The organism is Candidatus Poribacteria bacterium, from assembly GCA_026702755.1.
Classification (GTDB): Bacteria; Poribacteria; WGA-4E; order WGA-4E; family WGA-3G; genus WGA-3G.
The window spans coordinates 181,741-205,030 of the sequence record JAPPBX010000090.1 but is presented as its reverse complement, the minus strand read 5'-3'; the positions used below and the strand labels follow the sequence as shown (position 1 = coordinate 205,030).

21 protein-coding genes are annotated in these 23,290 nt (G+C 47.5%); 8 read left to right on the top strand and 13 right to left on the bottom strand.

The window, feature by feature from the left end; all coding sequences use genetic code 11:
• Positions 1-53 precede the first annotated feature (53 nt).
• The 5 genes from OXH39_17990 (at position 54) to OXH39_17970 (ending at position 6,195) form a co-directional block, all read left to right on the top strand.
• Positions 54-1,541 (top strand): Nramp family divalent metal transporter, encoded by a 1,488-nt coding sequence (locus OXH39_17990; protein MCY3552356.1) that lies wholly within the window; start codon positions 54-56, stop codon positions 1,539-1,541.
• A gap of 82 nt (positions 1,542-1,623) precedes the next feature.
• Positions 1,624-2,346, top strand: coding sequence for a phytanoyl-CoA dioxygenase family protein (locus tag OXH39_17985; protein ID MCY3552355.1), 723 nt, complete (start codon positions 1,624-1,626; stop codon positions 2,344-2,346).
• Between the two features lie 89 nt (positions 2,347-2,435).
• Positions 2,436-3,242 carry a LamG domain-containing protein gene (locus tag OXH39_17980; GenBank protein ID MCY3552354.1) on the top strand — a complete coding sequence of 269 codons (807 nt, stop codon included), beginning with the start codon at positions 2,436-2,438 and terminating at the stop codon, positions 3,240-3,242.
• Between the two features lie 361 nt (positions 3,243-3,603).
• Positions 3,604-5,538, top strand: a complete 1,935-nt coding sequence (gene dnaK, locus OXH39_17975) for a molecular chaperone DnaK (GenBank protein MCY3552353.1) — start codon at positions 3,604-3,606, stop codon at positions 5,536-5,538.
• Positions 5,539-5,589: 51 nt separating this feature from the next.
• Positions 5,590-6,195: a hypothetical protein gene (locus OXH39_17970; protein MCY3552352.1), complete on the top strand. Its 606-nt coding sequence runs from the start codon at positions 5,590-5,592 to the stop codon at positions 6,193-6,195.
• Between the two features lie 170 nt (positions 6,196-6,365).
• On the opposite strand, the gene mdh is transcribed toward OXH39_17970, so the two are convergent.
• Positions 6,366-7,292 (bottom strand): malate dehydrogenase, encoded by a 927-nt coding sequence (gene mdh, locus OXH39_17965; protein MCY3552351.1) that lies wholly within the window; start codon positions 7,290-7,292, stop codon positions 6,366-6,368.
• A gap of 728 nt (positions 7,293-8,020) precedes the next feature.
• Here mdh and OXH39_17960 point away from each other — a divergent pair.
• The 3 genes from OXH39_17960 to OXH39_17950 all read left to right on the top strand — a co-directional run bounded on the left by OXH39_17960 (position 8,021) and on the right by OXH39_17950 (position 9,974).
• A complete protein-coding gene (locus tag OXH39_17960; GenBank protein MCY3552350.1) occupies positions 8,021-8,389 on the top strand; it encodes a hypothetical protein in 369 nt (122 codons plus the stop codon).
• A gap of 530 nt (positions 8,390-8,919) precedes the next feature.
• Complete coding sequence (locus tag OXH39_17955; GenBank protein ID MCY3552349.1) at positions 8,920-9,480, top strand: sigma-70 family RNA polymerase sigma factor; 561 nt, start codon at positions 8,920-8,922, stop codon at positions 9,478-9,480.
• Between the two features lie 95 nt (positions 9,481-9,575).
• On the top strand, positions 9,576-9,974 hold the full coding sequence (locus tag OXH39_17950; GenBank protein ID MCY3552348.1) for a hypothetical protein: 399 nt from the start codon (positions 9,576-9,578) through the stop codon (positions 9,972-9,974).
• Positions 9,975-11,024: 1,050 nt separating this feature from the next.
• Here the strand turns inward: OXH39_17950 and OXH39_17945 are convergent.
• The 12 genes from OXH39_17945 to OXH39_17890 all read right to left on the bottom strand — a co-directional run bounded on the left by OXH39_17945 (position 11,025) and on the right by OXH39_17890 (position 23,264).
• Entirely contained in the window at positions 11,025-11,816 is a 792-nt protein-coding gene (locus OXH39_17945; GenBank protein MCY3552347.1) for a hypothetical protein, read from the bottom strand.
• 70 nt (positions 11,817-11,886) lie between these two features.
• A complete protein-coding gene (locus tag OXH39_17940) occupies positions 11,887-12,531 on the bottom strand; it encodes a hypothetical protein (protein ID MCY3552346.1) in 645 nt (214 codons plus the stop codon).
• Positions 12,528-13,022, bottom strand: a complete 495-nt coding sequence (locus OXH39_17935; protein MCY3552345.1) for a type II toxin-antitoxin system VapC family toxin — start codon at positions 13,020-13,022, stop codon at positions 12,528-12,530. The genes OXH39_17940 and OXH39_17935 overlap by 4 nt, the downstream gene beginning before the upstream one ends.
• 201 nt (positions 13,023-13,223) lie before the next feature.
• Positions 13,224-14,153 carry a phytanoyl-CoA dioxygenase family protein gene (locus OXH39_17930; GenBank protein MCY3552344.1) on the bottom strand — a complete coding sequence of 310 codons (930 nt, stop codon included), beginning with the start codon at positions 14,151-14,153 and terminating at the stop codon, positions 13,224-13,226.
• 68 nt (positions 14,154-14,221) lie between these two features.
• Positions 14,222-15,085 carry a sugar phosphate isomerase/epimerase gene (locus OXH39_17925; protein ID MCY3552343.1) on the bottom strand — a complete coding sequence of 288 codons (864 nt, stop codon included), beginning with the start codon at positions 15,083-15,085 and terminating at the stop codon, positions 14,222-14,224.
• 128 nt (positions 15,086-15,213) lie between these two features.
• A complete protein-coding gene (locus OXH39_17920) occupies positions 15,214-16,434 on the bottom strand; it encodes a radical SAM protein (protein MCY3552342.1) in 1,221 nt (406 codons plus the stop codon).
• 142 nt (positions 16,435-16,576) lie between these two features.
• Positions 16,577-16,990 (bottom strand): peptide-methionine (R)-S-oxide reductase MsrB, encoded by a 414-nt coding sequence (msrB, locus tag OXH39_17915; GenBank protein MCY3552341.1) that lies wholly within the window; start codon positions 16,988-16,990, stop codon positions 16,577-16,579.
• 80 nt (positions 16,991-17,070) lie between these two features.
• A complete protein-coding gene (locus OXH39_17910; GenBank protein ID MCY3552340.1) occupies positions 17,071-18,285 on the bottom strand; it encodes a glycosyltransferase family 2 protein in 1,215 nt (404 codons plus the stop codon).
• Between the two features lie 31 nt (positions 18,286-18,316).
• Positions 18,317-20,155: a DUF4340 domain-containing protein gene (locus OXH39_17905; protein MCY3552339.1), complete on the bottom strand. Its 1,839-nt coding sequence runs from the start codon at positions 20,153-20,155 to the stop codon at positions 18,317-18,319.
• Positions 20,152-21,744 (bottom strand): GldG family protein, encoded by a 1,593-nt coding sequence (locus OXH39_17900; protein ID MCY3552338.1) that lies wholly within the window; start codon positions 21,742-21,744, stop codon positions 20,152-20,154. The genes OXH39_17905 and OXH39_17900 overlap by 4 nt, the downstream gene beginning before the upstream one ends.
• A gap of 3 nt (positions 21,745-21,747) precedes the next feature.
• On the bottom strand, positions 21,748-22,473 hold the full coding sequence (locus tag OXH39_17895; protein MCY3552337.1) for an ABC transporter permease: 726 nt from the start codon (positions 22,471-22,473) through the stop codon (positions 21,748-21,750).
• A gap of 47 nt (positions 22,474-22,520) precedes the next feature.
• Positions 22,521-23,264 carry a chlorite dismutase family protein gene (locus OXH39_17890; GenBank protein ID MCY3552336.1) on the bottom strand — a complete coding sequence of 248 codons (744 nt, stop codon included), beginning with the start codon at positions 23,262-23,264 and terminating at the stop codon, positions 22,521-22,523.
• Positions 23,265-23,290 lie beyond the last annotated feature (26 nt).

Sequence of the window (23,290 nt, the reverse complement as noted above, 5' to 3'; positions counted from 1 at the left end):
GTAGCGGTGAGCGGGCTTTTTGAAGCCCGCTCCTTGTTATTAGGAAATCTTTTATGCAAACAGAAGAGACACAAACGACTGAACCTGTTGATATTCCACCCGTCACCGGCCCTTATGCTGAACCGTGGTCGCTGAAAAAAATCATCGCTCTGGCATCGGTGTTTGGACCCGCGGCGATTGTTGCGTCGGTGAGTATCGGGGCAGGTGAAACGATTGTCGTCGTCCGAGCAGGATCGTGGGCAGGGTATAACTTGCTCTGGCTTGTGCTCCTCAGCTGCGTCGTCAAAGGCGTTTTTGTTACCTATCTACTCGGACGCTATACAGCAGTCAGCGGTGAATACATCGGAAATCGGCTCGCGAAGCTGCCTGGACCGCGGGGCTGGCTCCTCATTGCGATTGTCATCTTTGAGATGGTAGGCGCGCCTTTAGCATGGGTACCGATCGCTAAACCGTGTGGTGCCCTGCTCCATTTTCTGTTCAAAGATACGCTATCTTCAGGTATCGCACAACCTGTTTGGGAAAATCTAATCACGTCCTGTTTCATCACGCTTGCACTCCTTTTCGGTTTACGTATCTCCTTTGAAAGACTGGAAAAGCAGCAACTCATTATCTGCCTGATTCTTGTTGTTGGGACGATTATTGGCACATTGATCGTGCGTCCAGACTTTGGTAAGGCACTCGTAGGGAGTCTCCGTTTTGGATATTTGCCTGAATTTCCTGAATGGGCACCGGAGGATGCTGTTGAGAATCCTTTATTGACAATGGCGACAGCGTTCGGTTATGTCGGCGGGTCTGTGATGGGATACGTCGTTTACGCAAATTGGGTGAGCATGCATCGCTGGGGCATGACATCGCATCAGAACATAGGTGCTATCCGCCAACGCGCTGCAACTCGTGATAAAATTGACTATCTCCCTGAGCAATCTGAACGGGTGAGCCAACTGCGAAAAATCCTCGCCCCGCTGCGATGGGATGTCGGTATGGGGGCGATCGTGCTGTTCATCGTGACGGGTGCTTTCATGATTTCGGGTGCCGCTGTTCTATATGGGATGCAAAGCACTTTTGAAGGATGGAGCCTCCTTACCGATCAAGCGAGCGTCTGGAAAAATATTCATGCGTCTCTCGTGTGGGTATACTATATCTGTATCATCGTCGCGCTGTGGGGAACGCTACAGGCACTTCCAGAGATTTATGCACGGGTGATGCAAGAGTTCTTCCAAGCAATCTGGCCCCAACGCGAATGGAGTTACGATACACTTCGCAGATGGGTCTGTCTCTATATTTTCCTTACGACGATGGTGCTCATCTGGTTGAACATTCCGTTCGACATCCTGACACAGATCGCTGGTTTTATTTTGGCGAATTTTTCAATCGCATTGATGATGCTTGCAGCACTGTATCTGAACGCGAAGTTACCGGCTGCTTATCGGACACGGCCGTTCATGTTCGTCGGTGCCCTGATTTCTGCAGCTGTGCTTATTACCTTTGCGGGAATTAGCGGCTGGGGATTATTCGTCAAAATCGCTAAACTTTTCGTCTAATGATTCTGATTAAGATTGACACCTTACCCTTGAAACTATAGAATACCGTCAACGACTCTAATCTTTAAAAGGAGATGAAACCATGGCAGATATGAAGGATAAACTTGCACAACTGCAGCAGGACGGTTTCGTTTTAATAAACGGTGCCTTGTCACCAGAAGAGACGGAGCATATCCGTCAGCGCATTAACTACGCACGGGAACAGGGTTGGGAGGAAGGTTTAAACGCTGTCGGAAATATGTGGTTTGACACCTTGCTCGACCGTGAGCCGGATACATACGAATCGCTTGTCGGGCATTCGAGTGTCCGTCCTTACCTTGAAGGATTGATGGGTAAACAGTGTCAACTGCGGAGCCTACGGGCGCACATCAACCCCGGTCCCTATCTCCAAGAGTGGCACATGGATTTCTACGGCTATTGGCAGGAGCAGCGGTATGTTGAGGAACATCCGTTTGCGATGGCACCTGTTGGGATTAACACAACGTACTATTTTCAGGATAACGCCCCCGGTGAAGGGCATCTTAAGTTTATCAAAGGTGGACATTTGTCAGAACCACCGCATCTCTATCCGTTGGATCGCCCTAAATTTGAGGAGTGGTGTGATGCACAAGAACACGTGATCCTGTATCCGAAGGCGGGTGATTGTGTCGTGTTCATCAACCATATCCCACATCAAGGGGCAAAAGAGCGGGACGATATGGAACGGAGCAATGTCGTGTGTCATTATCAGGTGACCCCGATGTATGAAGGCGTTTGGCACGTCTCTCGACCGCGAGGGTATCAAGGGACGTTCCCTTTTGCTTAGAGATATTATAGGCGTTTCAAGGGCGGGTGTTCTTCACATCCGCCCGTATTGCTTAATGAACTGGACCCTATACGAATTGGAGGACACTCATGCGTAAATTTGTAATTTGCCTGTGTGCTGTGTATCTGGTAGGGAGTTTCCAAAGTGTTAGCACAGCCGAAGAATTGGAAGGTTTAGTCGTCTATTTTGCTTTTGAGGAGGGGGCGGGTAAGACTGTCAAAGATCTCTCTGGTAACAAACAGGATGGGAAATTAGAGGGCGATACGTCGTGGACGGATGGTAAATTCGGGAAAGCGGTTAATTTCGGCGGCAAGGATGGGATTGTTCGGGTAGAACATTCTGACGCGTTTGAATTTACCGATGGGATTACGATTGCCGCTTGGATTAAGCCGACTTTGAAAGCGGGGCCCGGTACATGGCAACTTATTGCGGCGAAGGGACCTGATGTGCAAGAATTTTTCGAGGTGCTGCTCCATCCGGACGGTTTTATATGGATGGGATGGAAGTTGACAGGTGGACGTAATGTCCCCGCACAGAGTCCTCGTGATGTTGTTAAAGATAAATGGCAGCATGTTGCCGTTTCCTTTCAGAGCGGGAAATGGTGGACGATCTATCTTGATGGTGAAGTATTGATAGATTACCCTAAGACCGGTGATAAACTGGTGCCGATTGATGCCCCGCTTATGCTTGGCACTGAGGAACCCCCGGCTCTCAATCGCTACTATAACGGTATTATTGATGAATTCGCTCTCTTTAATCGTGGTCTTTCACAAGATGAGATTAAAGAGATTCAGGGTAATATCCAAGAGATTTTGGCTGTTGAACCGGATGCAAAATTGCCAACGACGTGGGGGCTTCTCAAGCAGAGATATGAGGGACGTAATAAGTCAAATTGACAGGTAAAATCTTGCCTCTTTCATGACTATGCCAATTTGGCAGACATTCAGTGGGAATTTCCACTATTTCAAGCGATTACTATTGGCACAGATATTGCATACTGTTGAGTAAACCGAGAGATATTGCCGGGCTGTTTTCTGAGGCGTAGATGTACTGACGGCGATGCACTCAAAGAATCTCTTTATAGTAAAGCCCGAAAGTACATGGACGCTTGAGAAAACAAAATGCCTCTCCTTCGCTGGCGAGGTTTGTAAATTCGCCCTTTCACAATGTCCAAATAATTATAGGCTTATAATCAATAGGCGCATTGTTACCGCGATGTGCCTACCTTAAACTATTCATACAGAGGAGAAATTGGAAATGAGTAAAGTCATTGGAATTGATTTAGGTACAACAAATTCATGCGTAGCCGTTTTAGAGAGCGGCGATGCCAAAGTAATTGAGAACGCCGAGGGAAACCGGACAACCCCTTCGATTGTTGGTTTTACCAGCGACGGTGAACGTCCCGTTGGACAAGTTGCCAAAAGACAAGCTATCACGAATCCACAAAATACAATCTTTTCGATTAAAAGGTTCATGGGACGAAAATATAACGAGATTGGTGACGATGCCTCGCGCGTCCCTTATGAATTAAAAGCCGATAAAGATGGCGATGTCGCTGTAAATATTGATGGCAAGGATTATTCACCGCCCGAAATCTCCGCTATGGTTTTACGGAAAATGAAGGAGACTGCCGAGGGGTATCTCGGAGAGGAAGTCACGAAGGCGGTTGTCACCGTGCCTGCCTACTTTAACGATGCTCAACGTCAGGCGACAGCAGATGCAGGCAAAATCGCTGGGTTAGAGGTTGAACGGATTATCAACGAACCTACGGCTGCATCCCTTGCTTATGGGCTACAGAGTGAAGGCGACAAGAAGATTGCTGTCTATGATCTTGGCGGTGGTACGTTTGATATTTCTATTCTCGAAATCGGGGATGGGGTCTTTGAAGTGAAAAGTACCAACGGCGATACGCATCTCGGCGGGGACGATTTCGACCAAGCTGTTATTGACTGGATGGCACAGGAATTCCTCAGTAGCCAAGGCATTGATCTGCGCAACGATCAGATGGCGTTGCAACGCTTAAAAGAAGCAGCAGAAACCGCAAAATGTGAACTTTCCAGTACGCTACAAGCAGAAATCAACCTGCCGTTCATCACTGTTGATGCCGCTGGTCCGAAACACCTTAACTTGACGCTCACCCGCGCGAAACTGGAGCAGATTACGGACGACCTCGTCCAACGTTCGCTGGACCCGTGCCGACAGGCACTTGCCGATGCAGAAATGCAACCTTCTGACATTGATGAAGTCATCCTTGTAGGTGGACAGACACGTATGCCGAAAGTCCAAGAAGCCGTGCAGCAGCTCTTCGGCAAAGAGCCACACAAAGGGGTCAATCCGGATGAAGTTGTCGCCATCGGTGCCGCAATTCAAGGGGGTGTCCTTGCAGGCGATGAGGAAGTCAAAGATATTCTTTTATTAGATGTCACGCCTCTCTCACTTGGGATTGAAACGCTCGGTGGGATGTTCACGCGGTTGATTGACAGGAACACAACGATTCCGACCAAAAAATCGAATACCTTCACGACGCCGGAGAACAATCAGACCTCGGTGGATGTGCATGTCCTTCAAGGCGAACGGGAACAGGCGGTTTACAACAAAACGATCGGACGTTTCCGCTTGAGCGAATTGCCACCCGCACCGAGAGGTGTACCGCAAATCGAAGTAGCGTTTGATATTGACGCAAACGGTATCCTCAATGTGGCTGCCAAAGATACCGCGACCGGCAAGGAGCAGAAGATTACCATTACTGCATCCTCTGGGCTCTCCGATGCCGAGATCGATCAGATGGTGAAAGATGCGGAAGCGCATGCCGAGGAGGATAAGCAGAAACGTGAAGAAGTTGAGGCTCGCAACCGTGCCGATTCGATGGTTTACGAAACAGAGAAAAACCTGGGCGAGTTCGGCGACAAGGTAGATGATGCCTCCAAGGAGAAAGTGAACGCTGCTGTTGCGCGTGTCAAGCAGGCGTTAGAGGCGGACAACCATGCAGAAATTCAATCCTCAACGGAGGAGTTGACGCAGGTCTGGCATGAGGTCTCTGCACAGATGTATCAGCAAACAGCGGACGCAGATCCCGGTGCTGCTACAGAAGATCCATCCGCTGCTGATGCGACAACTGACACTCCTGAAAGTGATGTCGTTGACGCTGAATATGAAGTCGTTGATGAGGATGAAAAGAAAGAAAGAAGTTAGATGGTATTGCTAAATTGTAATCCTGTTGGTACCACATAGGAGATTTTATCAATGGCTTACAGTGAGTTCACCTTAGAGTCGGTGCTGCCAGCGTTCCAACTCGAAAAGGTTGACACCGCGGGACTTTTTTCCGAAGTAGAAATAGTCGAACCGAGTGACCATCTCACAACCGCGTTGGCAAGGAAAGCACCTTTAGCCACAACTATAGGAACAGAGAAAGCAAAATCAGAAATGATTGTCGCCGATGTCCTTGTGGAGCTCCGGGAGCACTTTGAGCAGCGCATTAGTCTTTTTTCTGGCATTGACTTCAATGTTGATGCTGAAAATGGTTTGACTGGCGTATGCGATTTCTTAGTCAGTCTATCACCAGGGCAATCTTTCTTGGAGGCACCTGTCATTATTCTTGTTGAAGCAAAGAAGGACGACCTACTGATTGGTTTGGGACAGTGTGTCTCTGAAATGGTTGCTGCCCAACGCTTTAATGCCGAAAAGGAGAACGACATCCGCTGTATCTATGGGGCAACTACCTCCGGAACAGATTGGAAATTCCTTAAATTAGAGGCGAAGCAACTTTACATTGATATGACAATTTACACAATTGAGCGGTGCGACAGAATCCTTGGCATCCTTTCCAGTATGGTGGCACAGAAAGCGTAAGGTTAAGACAGCGAGATGTAATTTATCTGAGGGTGATGCATAACTCAAATCGCGTTATGCATCACCCTCGCTTCGTTCCGTTCTCTTTTGATTGTGGATTGTGCTTTTTGGGTAATCTTGCTTGTTTGTGGGTTGGGTTGAACGAGACGTGAAACCCAACGTTCCACTGCTTAGTATCCCAACAACGCAATCCCTTCCCGATACGTTTGTGCCGAGTGCTGTAAGGACCCGAGTTCGTCGTCCGTTAATTCGATTTCGAGAATCTCTTCTACACCGTTTCCACCCAGTTTAATCGGAACCCCGATATAGAGGTCGTCGATACCGTATTGTCCGGTGAGGTGTGCAGAGCAGGGGAGCAGTCGTTTCTTATCCAGAATGATCGCCTCTGCCATCTGTGCCAATGAGGAACCGGCGGCATAGTATCCACTCGTTTTTAGGAGGTTGACGATTTCAGCACCACCATCGCGTGTCCGTTGTGCCATCGCTTCAATACGATCTTCCGGAATGAGCTGCGGAATAGGAATGCCATTGACGGTGGTGTAGCGCGGGAGCGGAACCATCGTGTCGCCGTGTCCACCGAGGACGAGCGCATGGATGTCTTCTACAGATACACCAAGTTCAAGTGAGATAAAATAACGGAACCGTGCCGAATCCAACACACCTGCCTGACCGACAACACGGTGTGATGGGAACCCTGAAACCTTCCATGCGTGGTAGGTCATGATGTCCAACGGGTTCGTAAGCATCATGATGATACAGTCTGGCGACTCTTTCACAACGTTTTCTGTGACGCTTCCGACGATATTGGCGTTCGTTTGCAACAGATCTTCGCGTGTCATCCCCGGTTTACGTGGGGAGCCTGATGTAATAATTACTAAGTCCGAGCCTGCGGTTGCAGCGTAATCCAGATCTCCGTCAACTGCGGCATCAAACAGTTCCACGGGACCCATTTGTGCCATGTCTAATGCTTTGCCTTGTGGGACTCCGTCAACGATGTCTATCATGACGACATCCCCAAGTTGTTTTTGTGCGATCAGGAACGCCGCTGTTGCGCCAACATTCCCTGCACCGATAACACTGATTTTTTTTCTTGCCACTTCTTCCTCCAATTCATTCTACCATTTTTAAGAATATGTATTAGGACTTACACAGATGGGGTTGAGATGTGTAAGTCAACAATAATAATTATACCCAGAAATCCCAAAATAATCAAGTCTACAATAATTTTCAGCGTCGTCAGTTATCAGTAGGCGAGGAACCCGGGAACTTCATCAAACAGAGTCGCATTAGGGAAAATACGCTGAAAAGTCTGACTACCTACCAAGAATTGGGGATGACGACTTAGGTTTGCACAAAAATTGGGTTAAAATAAAAAAATTGTTGTGTTTTATTTTTATTTTTGCTATAATATTTCTCGGCATCCGTAAAATCCTTTAGAGGTGGTTGGGCGAGAGATCCAGTCTCCCCAACCGCGGCACTGCCAATGTGAGGTTGTCAGTGCGGGTTTAAGTATACCATATATCGCTTGATATGTCTGGTATTTTAACCAGCATCGTAATGATTACTTGATTTTTGCTTGATTTTTTCGGCAAAATCTCGTATAGTTGCGAGTGGACGTTGGAGACGGATTGCCGGGGTAGATCCCTCTACCTCCCGTCTCCACCCAACTGGCAATTGGGTATACGTCTGAAAATACGACGTCCAAATTCCACGATTTTTTTGATTGGCTGATGGTTGTGCCTTCAAATATCGTACTCGCGCGCTGCGCGCGGGTTCTGTTGGCGATGCGCTTGACATCGGCACGTGAAAGGATTTTTTATTTTTGATGCTTATCGATGAATTTGATCTCCATGAACGCATGCCTGAGCTTTTGCTATTTCGATTTAACTTGAACATCCCAGCCTTCGTCCAGACAGCCGTGCGCGAGGAGATGACTCGTGATGAGATTTTAGCCGGACTGCATATCATCACCAATACACCCTGCGCAACTGAGAAGATGTGGCGGATAGCAATCATCGCACAAAACACGGAACTCACCCGCAATGAGCTCCTCGTCTGGCTCCATATCTCTTATGGCGGATTAACGGACCCAAAGCACCTCAACCGGAAGTTACGCATCCCTCCACACATCGCGGAAGAGGCACTCGCTACGCTGGCAGAGAAAGGGATTATTCGGGAAGGGAGAATGGTTTGATGGATTCATGTGGCAGAGCCATTCAGTTTCCCGTTTTGCCTGGCTTCCTCGCTGCGCTGACGCGGTTGCAAACCCCACCTACTGACAACAATCAAAGACCTTAAAAGCCCGAGGTTTAACACACCTCGGGCTTTTTGTGGTTAATCGGGTACTGCCTTTATTTCTGGAGATTCTAAGAAGGTTTTCCTTAGCAAATATATGCAGTTAAGGCGGGGACGACATTTACCGGAAAGTTGCATATACGGCTATGATCGACATACTCATTTTTTCCATCATGCACGTTTTCTCCGTAAAAAAAGGTCTCTTTAAGAAATAGGTAGGTGATGGTTTAGATTTAACTGTTGATGTATTTTTTTCGGATAACAGTGCTATTGTCGTTGCCAAAGCCATTCAGTCCATCTTCCAGCCTTCCATCCGTCTCCGCATCTTTAGAAGGTAAAGAAATCCCTTTCTTCCATAATCTTTTATTTTTCTGAACCTTTTAGCGATAACGCATCCTCTATGCCCGAATCCAAACCGGTTATCGCTTAATGGACAACGATATAGTAACGACTGAAAGCTTAATTCGGAGGCTCCAAGCAGAGGATGATGAACCCCTGAGTGAGTTAATGAGACGCTACAATCCGCGTATATGGCCGTTGATTTTGGCGGAATCTCGGAACTACCAAGATGCTCAAGATATACTCAACAGTACTTGGGTTTCAGTCTGGGAGAATGTCAACAGACTGCGGGATGTGAACAGTTTCGGCGGATGGGTGCGTCAGATCGCTTACAATCAATGTAGGCGGTATTACAACAACGCGTACCATTCGCAAGGCGAGCGTCCTTACGAAAATGGGACGTTGGCATGGCACATCAATAGGAGTGCTGAGATTCTCTGTCGTGAAGAAGAATTGAAGGCAGAGGCTATTGAAACCGTGCGAAACCTGCCGAGCAAGCCTGAATATATCCGCGAGGTTGCTATACTGTTTTATCTGCACGACATGCCCCTAAAGGCTATTGCGGAGGAACTTGAGCTGCCGCTCGGCACGGTCAAGCGCAAACTTCATGAGGCACGTGGGCTTCTCCGAAGGGAATTCGGCGTGGAATAAGTGAAAGTGGTAATTGGTTGGATTGTGTTTTGGCTTATTTTTTCTGATGCCTGACTTGTTCATTGGGCACAACTTTCCAATCAAGGAGAAAGAGAATGTATAAACATTTACGATTGACGGCACTGATTATGCTGATCGCACTGATGCTTACACCGACTTCGATTTTGGCGGATCAGGTATCATCTCCTTTTCGGTGTTCTGAGTGTGGAGGGGAACCGCACATAGATCCGGCAGCTTGTATCAAATACGTACACGCCTCAGATTGTCCGTGTGCAGATTGTGTAGAAAAGCGTGAATCTAGTAGTTCTGGAGGATCGGCTTTGTGGGAAGGAACGAAGCACTTATTAAGTAAGATTCCAGTGGTAAATGATCTTGTCCCTGCACTAACGCTTCTCTTTAATCCAGATGTTAATAGAGAACAGGGAGAAATCATTCGAGAGTCAGGCGGTTATATGGGTAATACCTATAACGGTATGGCAGAACAATCTCAATGAGTGTAATTATCTTCCTGCGGGAGGCATTGCCTCCCGCTCTCATAACTTATCTCATAAATTTAATCAGCATGCAGATGTAGACGAAATCAACAAAGCCAAATAGTTTATAGGATGATCCTTCTACTGCCTTATCAAATGTTGTGAGTTTTCTATCTAACTGAAGAATTCACCGGAAACATGGCTTGTATCGGCACAAGCAGGACCTATCTTGCATCATGCCTTGAGGACGATTCTTTTGTCTGGTGCCACTGTTTGAACCTCCTATTCCAGCACCGTTATATCCACTGTGTGAAAAAGAAAATAGTATCTATTAGAAGTTTTCTTCGCTCTTGTCCTATCTCTACGGTGTGTGGATAGAAATTAAGCATTATCAGGGCTTGAGTTTTTTATTCTTTTATGCCATAAGAAACGCTATCAAGCACACAGCAATGAAGATCAGAAATAATGCCCCTATATTGCTCCAAACGGTGTTCCGGAAGTTTGCCCATTGAAAAGACCACGAAATCCCACACCAAGCCAAGAAAAGGGCACCAAAACATCGTAAGTCCTTGGCAGGACCTCCCTTTCTCAAAATTATCCCAATGAATAGTAATAGCAGACCGGCATCAAACACTCGTTCTAATAAGCGTTTATTCTCACTCCAAATCCGAAATTTCACTTTATCCTCCAAAAATAACTGATACGGTGTCCTGGCTCTGAACACACTTGGTAGATGACTTGTATGACTGTTTGGAACTAATTCCAACAAACAATGCTCTAACTTTCCAGTTTATAAACCGGAAGTCGATTGGTCTGGTTTACCTCTTATAGTAAAATCCAAAAATATGTTTACAGTTCGCCAGAGAACAACACCCCACCGTCGCTGGCGAGGATTGTATCCTCGCCCTTGTGTTGGTGTATAAGTAATTACGGATTTTACTATAATAAAGCAGTGAGGATAAAATTTTACAAAAAGGTTCAGAAAAATGTAACCTTCTCACATCGGATAAGCTGAATCTTCTACCACCCCTTCTTGCGTTCTGCTGGAATTGAGAGGGTGGAGGGTGTACACTAATCTACTAACTTGATTTCGCCCCAACGCGAAGCCAATTTGCCACGTGCCTCTACGGGATAAGGCAGACTTTCCGATTTTACGAAGACATCGTCAACAGCGATCTCAACCTCTTGGTCGGCTGTCAGATAGATGCTCCACCACGGGAATTCGCCTAAGTCAGCATTAGAGGGGATGTCCTCTTTTTTCCATTCTGTCTTTTCACCCGGATCGACGGTGACTGCCATCTCATGTTTCGCATCATTCCACTCCAAACGGAACGTTCTGAGCATATTGGTATTTTCGGGGATGTCTTCGTAGGCAAACGCTTTCCAACCGCCACCTCCGAGCAGTCCAACAGAACCCGAACCGAACACACCCTTGGGGCCCCAACCGTGTTGGTGGCTCGGTGACATCCCGAAAACCCAGTTTGGATTCTTCCAGTTCGGTTCTTCGTTAGTGCACAGCACCCCGAACCATCCACCGGCTTCAGAGAGCTCAGCAACCTTCACAGTGAACTGGATACCGAGGATGTCGCGCGGATCCCATCCGAAAACGAGTTTGAATCCTGGATCGCGTCCACCGGGACTTTTGACTTTCATCCGAAATACGCCATCTTCAATGCCCATTTCTAAACGTTTTTCTGGGACAAAACGCACCCATTTCGTACCAAGGTCCGGTATCTGTCCGGGTGTTTCATCAATGGCATCTAAATCGCCCTCAAAATCGTCGTAAGGTTTCCACTCAGGTGCGGCAAAGGCACTCGATAGGGTAAGTACTGCCAGCAGGCAAATAAACAATATAGTTTTCATGGGGATGCTCCTAAATGTGCGCCGGGGCGCGCATAGCAAAGACCAAGATTATGTCCTGCCCGTAAAGCTGTTAAACTTTGAAGCGATTCAAAATTTGTGTTAATCCCTCTGGTATCTCACCGCGCTTCATTCTTATTTCAAGGTGCGCGCTCGCGAGATACTCCCCTTTTTCCCGTGTGTCGGCACCAACGATTGGCTTCGCTACGATTTGCATATCTTCAGAGAGCTCTAACGTAAAATTCAGGACGACAAAATCTGACAACCACGCTGTGAGAATCTGGCGGACTTCTTGAGCGATAGGCGATGTTTCGGATTCCAGATCGGTGTCTTCTTTAAGGATGAACCGGATTGCTGCAATCGTCCAATCTTGTATGAGGGTACGAGCGGTTTCGGTTTGTAGGGTCACCCCAAAATCGTCCACAGCGCGGGGTTTTGCTGCGTCGCAAGCTATCAGTCCAGTTTTGAGCCGTTTGAGCAACGCAACGATTTGCATGTCCGTGCCTGCCTTTTTCGCGCGACCTATTACAAATTCGAGGTGTTCGGCTGTGACCCTAAATTCGAGGTATTGCGGTGGCGGGGCGTACTTCTTACCTTTCCGTTTTTCTTCTGCTTCGATCTCTTTTAGGTGTTCAAAGAGTTCCTGTACATCCTTGAATTGCGCACTATATTCTTCCTTGATGCGGTAGCATTCTTCAAGAATAGGATCGGGTTTCATAAGTTTACCTCAATTAGTTCTGCAGGTGTGCAAATAATCGCGGGTCGAAAATCGTTGTCATCACAGACCTGTTCGATATGTCGCCGCTGATGCACATTGATAATGTGTTTATAGTTCCATGTAGCAAGGTATTCAATATTATGAACCGCTGCAATCGCTATATGCGTCGCATCTGTTTCAGCGTTTCGTGGGACTGCTCCGGTATCCAGTAGATTTTGCGTAAGGTTTGAAATTGCGTCTGACATTGGCAATCTGGTTATATCTGATATAAGGTTAAGTCGATGTTGAACGGCTTCTGCATCGCCGCGCCTAATTTCGGAAATAACTGTGGGTGAAATTACCAATTCAAATCTGTCAGCATGTTCATGCCAAAACTGTCGAGTCGTTTGTTGCCGAGCAGCTATCGTGGCATTTCGGCTGAGGCGCGCGGCTAAATAACTAACGACTGTGGTTTCAATATAGACCTTCGGTTTCCTGTCCGTGAATAGCATCTTAAAGTTGGTTTTCTGTTAATCTCCGTTAAATAAAAGATATAGATATGTTACCCTAACTATGGGAGGAATGTCAAATTTTACTAAAAAATTGTATAGTGAGGAAGGCAAAAGGTGTGATGTTAAGGCACGAAATTTGCCTTGTTGATTGAGAAGATATGGTTGGGCGAGGCATGTTACCTCGCCCTAAAAGATTATAGATTAGGCGTGCCGGGGTCCCATTGCATAAGCAGGATTTTCACCGAGATTCTCAATGAGCCAACCGCGCAGAGGCACGTCGTCTTCGGAGGGGACGTAGCGTCCGTTGTTTCTGGTGGCTGCCCCCAGCAGCTGCCGACGAATCGCATCACAGCGTTCATAAAGCGGTTCGACTGTCATCTCGTCTTTGGGACGGATCCAGCGGTAGCCGTAGCCGTAGAAGAGTGCCTTCCGTGTAATTTCGGAGCGATTTGGACTGCGTGAGTGCCAGAGTCGTCTATCGAACAGCACAGCGGTTCCGGGTTCTACACAGACCGGCATCGCATCGTCGGGGACATCGTCTGCGGTCGCTTCGCGCGGGTCGCGGCTGATCTCATATTCCGGAACGGCCATATCTGATTTTAGATGGCTGCCCGGACGAATGTAAAAGTTGCCACGTCCCGGTTCAGAAACGTCTGTGAGGAAATATGCCACTTTCATGGACAAACGTGGACGTGGATGCGTTTCGAGCTCAATGTTGACACGTCCGCTGTCTTGATGCCATTCCAGCCATCCTTCACCCTCTTCGGCATCCGGCGATGCTGGCGGTTTGACGTGCATGTGGGCATGGTAGAGGTAGATATTCCATCCTAAGATGCCCCAAATTTTGGGCAACGTCGTCGGTAGATCGACGAGGTTTAAGAGTGCGTCATCGGTGCCTAAGAAATCCGACCAACCCCACTGCGAGCCGGGCGTTGCTCTGCCGTTTGCGAGTGCTTTGGTGTACAAGGTGTCTACAGCGTATATCAACTGTTCACGCATCTCCGCGGAGAGGGCGTTCGGAATGTAGAGGTAACCTTGTTCTTCAAAATGGGTTCGTTCTTCTTCTGTGATGAGGTGGGCAAGGTACTTCTCAGGTGCGGCTTCCATGCCCTTATGAAGAAGTTCTTTCATAGTAATTCTCCTTAGTTGCGCTGTTGCCTTTTTTGGATAGCCAGACGTGAAAACCCCTCCCACAAGGGTTAACGGACGAACTCATCAAGGAATTCACGTGAACGGCGCAGACCGTCCGATTCCGCTTCCCATGTTCGCCAATAACGGTAATCTTCAAGTTCCACGCTGACGATACCATCGAAACCTTCGTCTTCTAAGCGTTGGACGACTCTCAGCCAGTCCACGATGCCGTCGCCGGGAATGGTATAACGCCACCAATCCTCACCGAAACCTTTTGCACTTTGGAAACTCGGTCCCAAATTACCGTGCAGGTAGAGTGCCTCTTCGTCGAAAGCGGTGTCTTTGCCGTGGACGTGTTTGACATACGGTGCGAATTCGTTCAGCGCACGTAGGTAGTCAATTCCTATTCTGACGAGGTGCGATGGATCGTAGTTAAGTCCCAAACCTGGAGAGTCGCATTCAGCGAACATAGCGCGCCACATCTCCGGTGTACAGCCGAGGGCGGGATAAGCAGGACCCGGACCTGGCCATCCCTCTACCGCGATCGTCACGCCTTTAGAGGCGGCGAATTCGGCTATGGGTGGGATGGTATCCTTCCAAATATCAAAGTTTTTTGCTCTACCGAGGCTCGCATCTTCTGGCACAAAGACACAGAACATGATGTGAACGTCGTTGTCAGCAGCCGCTTGGATAGCGGCTTTTGCTGCGGTAGCACCGGCTCTCTGTTTAGATTTTTTGGCACTGAGTAGATCGCCAGTACCGGGGAGATCCGCAGAGCCAATCGCAAGTCCCGCGTCTCTCGCGGTTTGGACGATTTCAGGGGTGACTTCTCCAATGTCAACGGCATCAAACCCGTTGTCTGCACACCACTTGCAAAAGTCTGCGAAGGGCAATTGACGGGCTGTGCCGGGAATACGTAAACCAATCTTCATAGTGTTCCTTCAATATGTTATCGGGAAAAGATTTCTGAAAAAAGCATTTCTGCTGATGTACACCAAGTACGGGTAAATTGTTACTGAACTCTCTTAACTGAAAACTGACAACTGACAACCGACAGCCATTAAAATCCCATCAAACCGCAGCACCGTCGGCAAACCGGCATCGGTCCATCATTACTTACGGACTGTCGGAATTTCATCGCCTTCTGATTATTCCACATATCGACAACCTTGTCCGTTTTAATATTGCCGATGATGTAATCGTGGTAATCGCGGCAGAGGCTAACATCGCCGTTACTATCAATTTCCATCGTCATGTAAATGCTGACACACTGGTTGTATCCGAAGGTTTGGTTGTGATCTGTGTAATAGCGTTGGATTTCGCCTTTTGTATTAAGTCTCGGCATCATGACAGGGGGGCAGCGTTGCTGCTCATTAGAGAGGTTTTCCATTTCCTCAAAGCGATCTAAGATGACACCGTGATCAAAGTCTTTCCAAGTACCTATCCAACCATAGTGGGTTTGCGGTTTGAATCCGAAACGTTTTTCAAAGTCTTCTGTGTGTTCCTGCGCGGATTGAGAATCTATCCACCATGTCAGGTAGAAGATTTGCGCGTCTGCGTATTGGCTGGTGAACTTATAGAGATCTACGACCTCATTTATGTTATACATTGTGACGCAGCTAAGCGGGATAATGTAAGGGAATGCAAGGTTCCGCTTCTCTTTTTCTGCACTTAGTGTTTCCAGAGCGGCTTTGACATCCTTAAAGTTGTCGTAGTTTTCAGATACGCCGGGGCGTTGTGTGTTGTGAATTTCCTCGTTCGGACCATCAACACTCAGGTAGATGATTTTGCAGGTTTCTAAGATGTCGTCTGCGCGTCTTGCGATGTTGGTTGCGTTGCTAACGAGCGATATCGGCATCCCCCGCTCTTTGATGTAGTGCATCAATTCGATAATCCCAGGGTAAAGCATCGGTTCACCACCCCAGATATACCAAACCGGGGACCACCCTTCGTCAACAATCTGGTCGACGAGGTTCTTATAGATTTCGACAGGGACTTCTCGTTGTTTGAGGTCTTTGAGGGATTCCCCGAGAAGGTAGCCGTTATCACCCCATTGTCCGCAGGAGTGGCAACGGAGATTACACATGTCGGTAATGCGGAGGCTTACCAATTGAATCGCGTCGCCTTTGCCGTGCTTCGCACCGAGTGGGTGTCGCCAGTTGAAGCTCTCCTTGGCAAGTTGATAACGCATGAACTTGCGCGAAGTCCCCCAATCCTCCGATATAGCGGTAGCAAGTTCGTTAACAAGAAATCTTGATGAGATTCGACTTCGTAGTGCCATCAATTCTCCTTTTATGAGTTGTCAGTTGTCAGTTCGGTTTTTCTGCAAAAACCTTTCAGTTATCAGTTAAAGAGATATGCTCGATAAGGCACTATCCACAAGAGATTAACTGAAAACTGACCGCTGACTACCGATAACTGACTTAGGATTCGTCTTCTGGTTGGACCAATGTTAGTGCCGCAGAATTCATGCAGTAACGCTTGCCTGTTGGCGGTGGTCCATCATCGAAAACGTGTCCGAGGTGCGCGTCACATCGACTACAGACGACTTCGGTACGCGGCATGAAAAAAATGCTGCGATCCGATTTCATCTCAATGGATTCGGAAGATACAGCGTCCCAAAAACTGGGCCACCCTGTTCCTGAGTCGTACTTGGTTTCGGAACTAAAGAGCGGGCTTCCACAACAGATACAGTGATAAGTGCCTTGCTCTTTGGAATCGTGGTATTGCCCTGTAAAAGCGCGTTCTGTCCCTTTCTTCCGAGTTACTTTAAATTCTTCCGGGGTTAGTTGTTCTTGCCATTCTTTGTCCGATTTCGTAACTTTTTCTTTTTCCATTTTCGCTCCTTTCATGACCGTCGTGGATTTCCCTATGAATACTATACCACATTGTGGAAAAAAAGCAAATTGGTATTTCCTTAATCACTGTTTTTCTCTTTCGGCTTTACTGCTCCTAAAACTCGACATTTTGTCGCGGACAGGATTTCGTAACGCACACCACCCCATGTAATTTTGCGTTGGAATACGGCATATACCGCATTGAGACCCGCGAGGAATATACCGACTGAAGCGACGTAGGAGGAGATACTAATTGCCTGCCGTACTTTTGGCATGTTTTGGAGCCAGCGCGGTAAGTTTTTGGAATAGAGCCGATAGCTGATTGCTTCGAGAAAAATGATAAAAATAATCGGTAGTAATTCTCTTCTATGGAATAGCAGCGGAATTGATCCGAACATGAAGAGACCTTTTGGCAGACACACAACGAGACTTGCGAGCCATTGCTTCCAAAGCCCCATGTGAAGCGTCATAATCATCTGACGGTTTGTGAATTCGACGATTTGGTGCCATGTACGATTGGCGGTGCGTGTGATGGCTATACAGTCCGGGACAAAGTGCACCTTGTGCTTAACATCTCTCATCGCAAGCGTGGTATTGAGGTCTTCTATTGTTGCCTCTTCCCAACGTTGAAGGATGTGTGCCTTCTCAAGCATCTCGCGTCGGAACGCATTAGAGCCGCCCCATACCATTGAGAACGGATGATCGCCTTGAAAACTCATCTGAAAATTGACCCAGATGGATTCCACAAGGGATGCGATGTTCCATGTCTGTGGGAAATAGAACCGTCCACCGACGGTTGTCCCGATCTCTTGTTCTTGGAGTGGGTTAACAAGAAGTGTTAACCAATCCTCTCGAACAGCGACATCCGCATCTACAAAGGCAATGACTTCAATATCGTCTGGAAGTGTTTCTATGGCGGTGAGGAGGTTCTGTACCTTTTGTGAACGTGGAAGATTGTTTTCAACGATGTTGGGTGCGAGCAACACATGCGCGTGTGGATCTGCCTCAGCAATTTCACACAGATGGGGGTAAGAGACATCATGTCCTACATCTACTTTTTGGTGTGTGACGAAGAAGATTTCATACTCACCCGCATAATCTTGATGCAAAAGTCCTCTCGCGTGTTCCGCTGTGTCGGCATCCCATCCGTAGTGAGGCGCGATGATTGCGACTTTTGGTGTATAAGCAGGGCGCTCAGCACGACGTTCGCGCCGCGCGTACCGAAAAGACCGACTGATAATGAGCAGTTCAATAATAAAGAAAAAGTAAGCGGTTGCGATAATATACGTCTGCATAACGTTCAACCGTTGCTTCGCATGCTGCTTGCTACGGAGATCCCTGTTCCGACGTACGAAGCAGCGCGAGCGTTGTTTTTAGTTTTGGAACGAGTTCTGCATTGAGCAGAAAAATTAAGTTCGGTTCATGTTGGAGCCGCGCGTAAAAACGTCCGGACGCGTCTGACCTACCGACTTGCAAAGTATACACTTTCTGGTTTCTTAATTCAATAGTAAGTTGGACCTGCAGGGAATTGAAGCCTGTAGTGGTATCAGTAAGTGTAGATTCACTCCCTACATAAGCGTCTGCCCTCAAATCGTCGAGTTCGTAGATGATGGCGTTAACTTCTGCATTGTTCGCATTTTCTTTCACTGGTGCGGTGAGTCGCCAGTTTGTGCCAAGACGTTGACAGGTCAGCGATTCTTCCGCGTGCAACAACGTGAGTCGGATTGCATCGTCAATGTGGAAGTTGAGCACCTGTTTATCCCGCAGCCACGCTGCCCCTAATGCGATCTTATCAATTAGGAAACGTTTGACACGAGCAACTTGGGCAGTGTGTTCGGCTTTAACGTAGACGGTGCCGTCCTCCGCATGGTCTCCGATGAGCAGCACTGCAGGCTTTTCCTCACCACGTTGTGTGAATGCAACTTTAATTGATGGTGCTGCTAACCCGTAGGATGTGAGGCTTTTAACTGGCTCGTCAACGAATGCAGAAGCCTCAAGGGAGTCTACACCGAAAAGCAGATCGTCTACCGCCTTCGCGTCTGTCTTTATTTTGCCTGTCGGAGTTTCTAATTCCCATATATTGTCATAGTTTTTTATGCCGACAGTTTTTTCATCGTCCTGTTGGTTTCTTTTGGAAATTACAAAGCCGATTGTATCCGTCCGTTGAAAATCAATAACCCGTTTATCTCGCAGATCAAAAGCAGATTTGTTGAGAAGTGTATAGATGTCGTCGCTAACGGTGTAGATAGCATCTTGGTGAACGGATTTGACATAAACGCGTTCCTGTGTTCCGTCCTCTGATAGGACTACTGAACCGACGTGAAGCGCGTAGGTTTTATCTCCATCTGTAAGTTCTATCTGGAGGCGCGGCGTATCCAAACCGGAGTTCTCTAACCGGGCAGGAACGTTAGCCTCTACTGTGTCTGCTTCAAAGGTTGACACTTGCAATGCACGCAATTCTGAAAGCACGGTCTCAATTTCTTCGACATCCGCCTTTGCTTCAATCGGGTGCGTGACGAACCACGTGTTCCCTCGCTTCTCGCAATTAACGGTGCTGGGTTGAGAGGTCAATCCTTTGGCTCTGCGTTCAATTTGAATGTTAGACACCGTTTCCGTGCTGAACTTAATAACTGAACGGCTGCGAAGGTCAGTGGGAGATTTCGTCAGGTCGTCAAGCGCACTGGATTCGATCAGAAAAATGTGTGCTTCGGACTTTTCTTTGACATAGACAGAAAAGTTAATCGCTTTCTTACCGATAAGAAATGTTGCCGCGGGTGATGTTCCTGCTGTCCAAAGCGAAAGCGTTATGCTCGGTGTATCCAACCCATACTGTGTGAGTCCTGTTACCTCAAGTTTCTGCTTGACGCGTTTGTTGAGGATATCATCTAACATTTGGTTCACTTTTTCGCCGTCTGCATCCGCATAAAACGGGTTTTCTAACTGCCAATCGTCCGTTGCGTCTTTTACCAATTTCAGGTCTTGGTATGCTGCATCCGCAAACGAGATTTCCACCTGCTGAACATTTTCTCTTGCTATGCCGTAGACCTGATGGATCCGCTGTTTTTCATTCGGCGTTTCATCTGCCGATTCCTGAAAAAACAGGAAGTACGCACCGCCAATGCCTGCAAGGAGAACAATGATGATGAGGGTCGTGCGGAAGTTCACGCGTTCTCTCCTTTGCGGCGCTGCCACCAGACAATTAGCCCGGCAATAAAGACAATTGAAGGCATTAGGAAGACTGAAGTTATTTGCACCAAACGTCCGTCTTGCACGTGCATCTGCCGCAGCGTTTGTCCTTGTAAGTCGATAGGACGGATCCCAATGAGATCCTCCTCCAGTGTGAGCCAATTAATTATAGATAGAAATAGGTCTCTGGCTGGTGCTCGGAAAAGAGCGTTTGCTGCGAAATCTGAATCCCCAAAAACGACAATGCGGGTGGGACCACCTGTAGTTTTGTCCGAGTTGTTTTCGTCGGCTTTCTGCTCAATAGCGACAGAAATGGACACAGGAGGCGGTGTGTCTACACCGGTTGTATAGGTGGAGTCTTCGCCGAATGTGCCGTCACTGATACGTTGTGTTTCTCCCCAACTGTCTTGTGTGCCACCGACGGTCTTCATAAGGGATTTAACACTGAGACTCGCGGGTCTGTCTTCTATGGGTGTCACAGAACGCGTATACGGAAACACTACGGGTTCTCGCATGGGACGTGTGATCTCGTGCAATTCGGGACCTGGAACCGGTGCCTTCGGTCCGAACAATGGAAAAAATTGGGTCTTGTCGATGACGAGGTCGTTTCCGATCGTGATACCCCATCGTCTCATAAGTCGGACGAGTCCTCTATTGACATCTTCCGCTGAGATTACCGATGGGTCGAGCATCAGGAACAGTTTCCCGTTGCGCCGCAAATATTTCGACACTATGTTGATTTCATGAGAGGACAAAGCGGTTTTTGGACCCGCAATGACAAGTGCCTCACAATCCGCCGGGATATCTGGTTCTATCAAGAGCGAGAGCGGGACGGCATCGTAATTCTGATTCTCTAACTCTGTCCGCACGGTACTGTATCCGTTATCAAATAAATCATCAAGTCCGTGTTCTTCATGACCGACAAGGAAGTAAATCTTCTTGGTTTCGTCGCGGATGAGTTTGAGAATTGCACTCGTGAATTTCTGTTCCTCAACGCTGGTTACCTTCTCCAGCCGCTCACCACTCTCAAAAATTGTTGTGCCGTCCCACAGGATATTATACTTGTTGCTGAGTTGGATGTCAATTTCAGGATCTTTGAATGAGACCGTGAGATATTCGGTTTCGCGCTGATACAATTCCAGCATATCTTTGACGCGGGCTGCTTGTGAGTTACTGTCTTTAAAGAACGCTATTACATGGATTTCTTTCTCAAGGTTTTTGAGAACGGTCTGCGTCTGCTCCGAGAGCGTGTAAAGTTGGAACTTCGTTAAGTCTACCTTTTTATCGAACCGATTTATAACAATGGCGTTGACAAAAACCGCTATGCCGATAACCCCAACGATACTCAAGGCAACGTTCGCACCGTAACGCGCTTGGCGACTGACAAAGAAATTCATGAAGTCGGCAAATTGCAAGCGAGCAAAAACAGCCAATGAGACAAGTGCAAGAAGCAGGCAAATCCAGAAAATGGGGAATGCTTGGAAAATCCAACTGGCGATGGTGATGAAACTGAAAATTAATGTGAGAAAACCGAAGAGCGGACCCGTGATCCCTTTGTTAGTTTCCATGTTCTACCTCCATTTTGATGATTCGATGGACTTGAACGTCGCAAACAGGCAGACACCTGTGAAACTGAGGTAGTAGACAACATCTTTCAAAAGGATGACACCACGGGCAAAGTCGTGGTAGTGTTCGGATAGCGATAGGTAGCTCAGGAATTGGACTATGGATCCACCGCGGGCTGAGAGCGCGCCGACCACCCATAACGTTATGAGGATGCCGAAACTCGTCAATGCTGCGACGAGTTGGTTCTTGCACATTGATGACATCAGCATCCCTAATGCCAGAAGCGAAGAACTAATTAGAAAAATACCAAGATAGCCGCTTAGCAGGAGACCCTTGTCGAGATAACCGAAACGTTGCGTCAGTAGTGGGAACAGGAATGTCAGACTGAGCATGATAAGCACCAGTGTACAACTCGCGAAAAATTTGCCGAGAACGACTTGTCCATCTGTAATTGGGGAGGTGAGGAGGAGTTCAATTGTTCCGGATTTCCGTTCTTCTGCAAAGAGTCTCATCGTCAACACTGGCGTAAAAAAGATCAAGATGATAGCCATATTGCCGAAAAGTGTCCCCATCACGAATCCGCCTGTACCGCCACTGTTGCTTGCAGTAATGAGCATGATGGAAAAAAGGAACCCTGAAATCGCTGTGAAGACAAAGCAGACGAAATAGGCGATCGGTGAGACGAAATATGTATAAAGTTCTTTTGTGCAAACGGCAAGCACATTTCTCATTTTTTTACTTTTCCTTGCAGTATGGTACAAATCTCTTTCTGTCACGCTTAGTGTTTAATTGAAAATTGCGTCCGAACTTTCCCCACAAAGAACGGACCGAGCGATTCAATGTATTTGGTCGTCTGCTCCGTTTGCCGCATATCCTGTATCAAACGCGATAGCGGGTATAATTCAGGACCGACTAAACCGATAACAAATTCATTGTCGTTTGTATCTAATCCGAAACAAGCGAGACGGATATCGCTGGCATATCCTCCCGCGGCATAACTGCGACCGAGCATAGCATGTTCACCTAAAATTCTTCCGCGCTCACGGTGTTCAAGGCGATAGAATTCGGGTTTTCGGCGCAACGGATACCAAATTGCCCATGGAAAGTCAGGGTTGAGAACATTTTGGCGCGGTTTATTGAGAAGCCATTCTTCCAAATTAGGCTCTCTGCCGCTTGAATAGGTTCGACCCGTCATGGTCATCTCTGAACGATACAAAAGGTCAGGAACCTCTTGTGCTTTTAGGAGTAAGGTTCGCGACGCTGGCATTAGCATCGCTGGGTCTTCGGCAATAAAAAGCACACCGCTCCCTGTTGGATGGTTCAGATCATCGTATACGACTGCGTCTAAACTTCCTTTTTCAAGTGTCTCGGTGATGAATCTGGGGTCTAAGCATCCTTCAAAAACGTGGAGTTGGAAGAACAAACGTTGGTCGCTAATCTGTGGTTCTCCGTCAATAGGCGCACCGATTTCTCGTAGGTCTACCGGTTCTGGTCGTGGTTGTCTTTTTCGTTCGGTGTTCATAATTTTTTATAATGGCTTTCGGATTT

Excerpts from the sequence above, each read along its gene's own strand:
- OXH39_17895 (MCY3552337.1), bottom strand. The coding sequence starts at position 22,473 with ATGAGAAATGTGCTTGCCGTTTGCACAAAAGAACTTTATACATATTTC.
- OXH39_17985 (MCY3552355.1), top strand. The coding sequence starts at position 1,624 with ATGGCAGATATGAAGGATAAACTTGCACAACTGCAGCAGGACGGTTTC.
- OXH39_17955 (MCY3552349.1), top strand. The coding sequence starts at position 8,920 with ATGGACAACGATATAGTAACGACTGAAAGCTTAATTCGGAGGCTCCAA.
- OXH39_17930 (MCY3552344.1), bottom strand. The coding sequence starts at position 14,153 with ATGAAAGAACTTCTTCATAAGGGCATGGAAGCCGCACCTGAGAAGTAC.
- OXH39_17960 (MCY3552350.1), top strand. The coding sequence starts at position 8,021 with ATGCTTATCGATGAATTTGATCTCCATGAACGCATGCCTGAGCTTTTG.
- OXH39_17990 (MCY3552356.1), top strand. The coding sequence starts at position 54 with ATGCAAACAGAAGAGACACAAACGACTGAACCTGTTGATATTCCACCC.
- OXH39_17970 (MCY3552352.1), top strand. The coding sequence starts at position 5,590 with ATGGCTTACAGTGAGTTCACCTTAGAGTCGGTGCTGCCAGCGTTCCAA.
- OXH39_17910 (MCY3552340.1), bottom strand. The coding sequence starts at position 18,285 with ATGCAGACGTATATTATCGCAACCGCTTACTTTTTCTTTATTATTGAA.
- dnaK (MCY3552353.1), top strand. The coding sequence starts at position 3,604 with ATGAGTAAAGTCATTGGAATTGATTTAGGTACAACAAATTCATGCGTA.
- OXH39_17925 (MCY3552343.1), bottom strand. The coding sequence starts at position 15,085 with ATGAAGATTGGTTTACGTATTCCCGGCACAGCCCGTCAATTGCCCTTC.
- OXH39_17900 (MCY3552338.1), bottom strand. The coding sequence starts at position 21,744 with ATGGAAACTAACAAAGGGATCACGGGTCCGCTCTTCGGTTTTCTCACA.
- OXH39_17945 (MCY3552347.1), bottom strand. The coding sequence starts at position 11,816 with ATGAAAACTATATTGTTTATTTGCCTGCTGGCAGTACTTACCCTATCG.
- OXH39_17950 (MCY3552348.1), top strand. The coding sequence starts at position 9,576 with ATGTATAAACATTTACGATTGACGGCACTGATTATGCTGATCGCACTG.
- OXH39_17940 (MCY3552346.1), bottom strand. The coding sequence starts at position 12,531 with ATGAAACCCGATCCTATTCTTGAAGAATGCTACCGCATCAAGGAAGAA.
- msrB (MCY3552341.1), bottom strand. The coding sequence starts at position 16,990 with ATGGAAAAAGAAAAAGTTACGAAATCGGACAAAGAATGGCAAGAACAA.
- OXH39_17980 (MCY3552354.1), top strand. The coding sequence starts at position 2,436 with ATGCGTAAATTTGTAATTTGCCTGTGTGCTGTGTATCTGGTAGGGAGT.
- OXH39_17920 (MCY3552342.1), bottom strand. The coding sequence starts at position 16,434 with ATGGCACTACGAAGTCGAATCTCATCAAGATTTCTTGTTAACGAACTT.
- OXH39_17935 (MCY3552345.1), bottom strand. The coding sequence starts at position 13,022 with ATGCTATTCACGGACAGGAAACCGAAGGTCTATATTGAAACCACAGTC.
- OXH39_17890 (MCY3552336.1), bottom strand. The coding sequence starts at position 23,264 with ATGAACACCGAACGAAAAAGACAACCACGACCAGAACCGGTAGACCTA.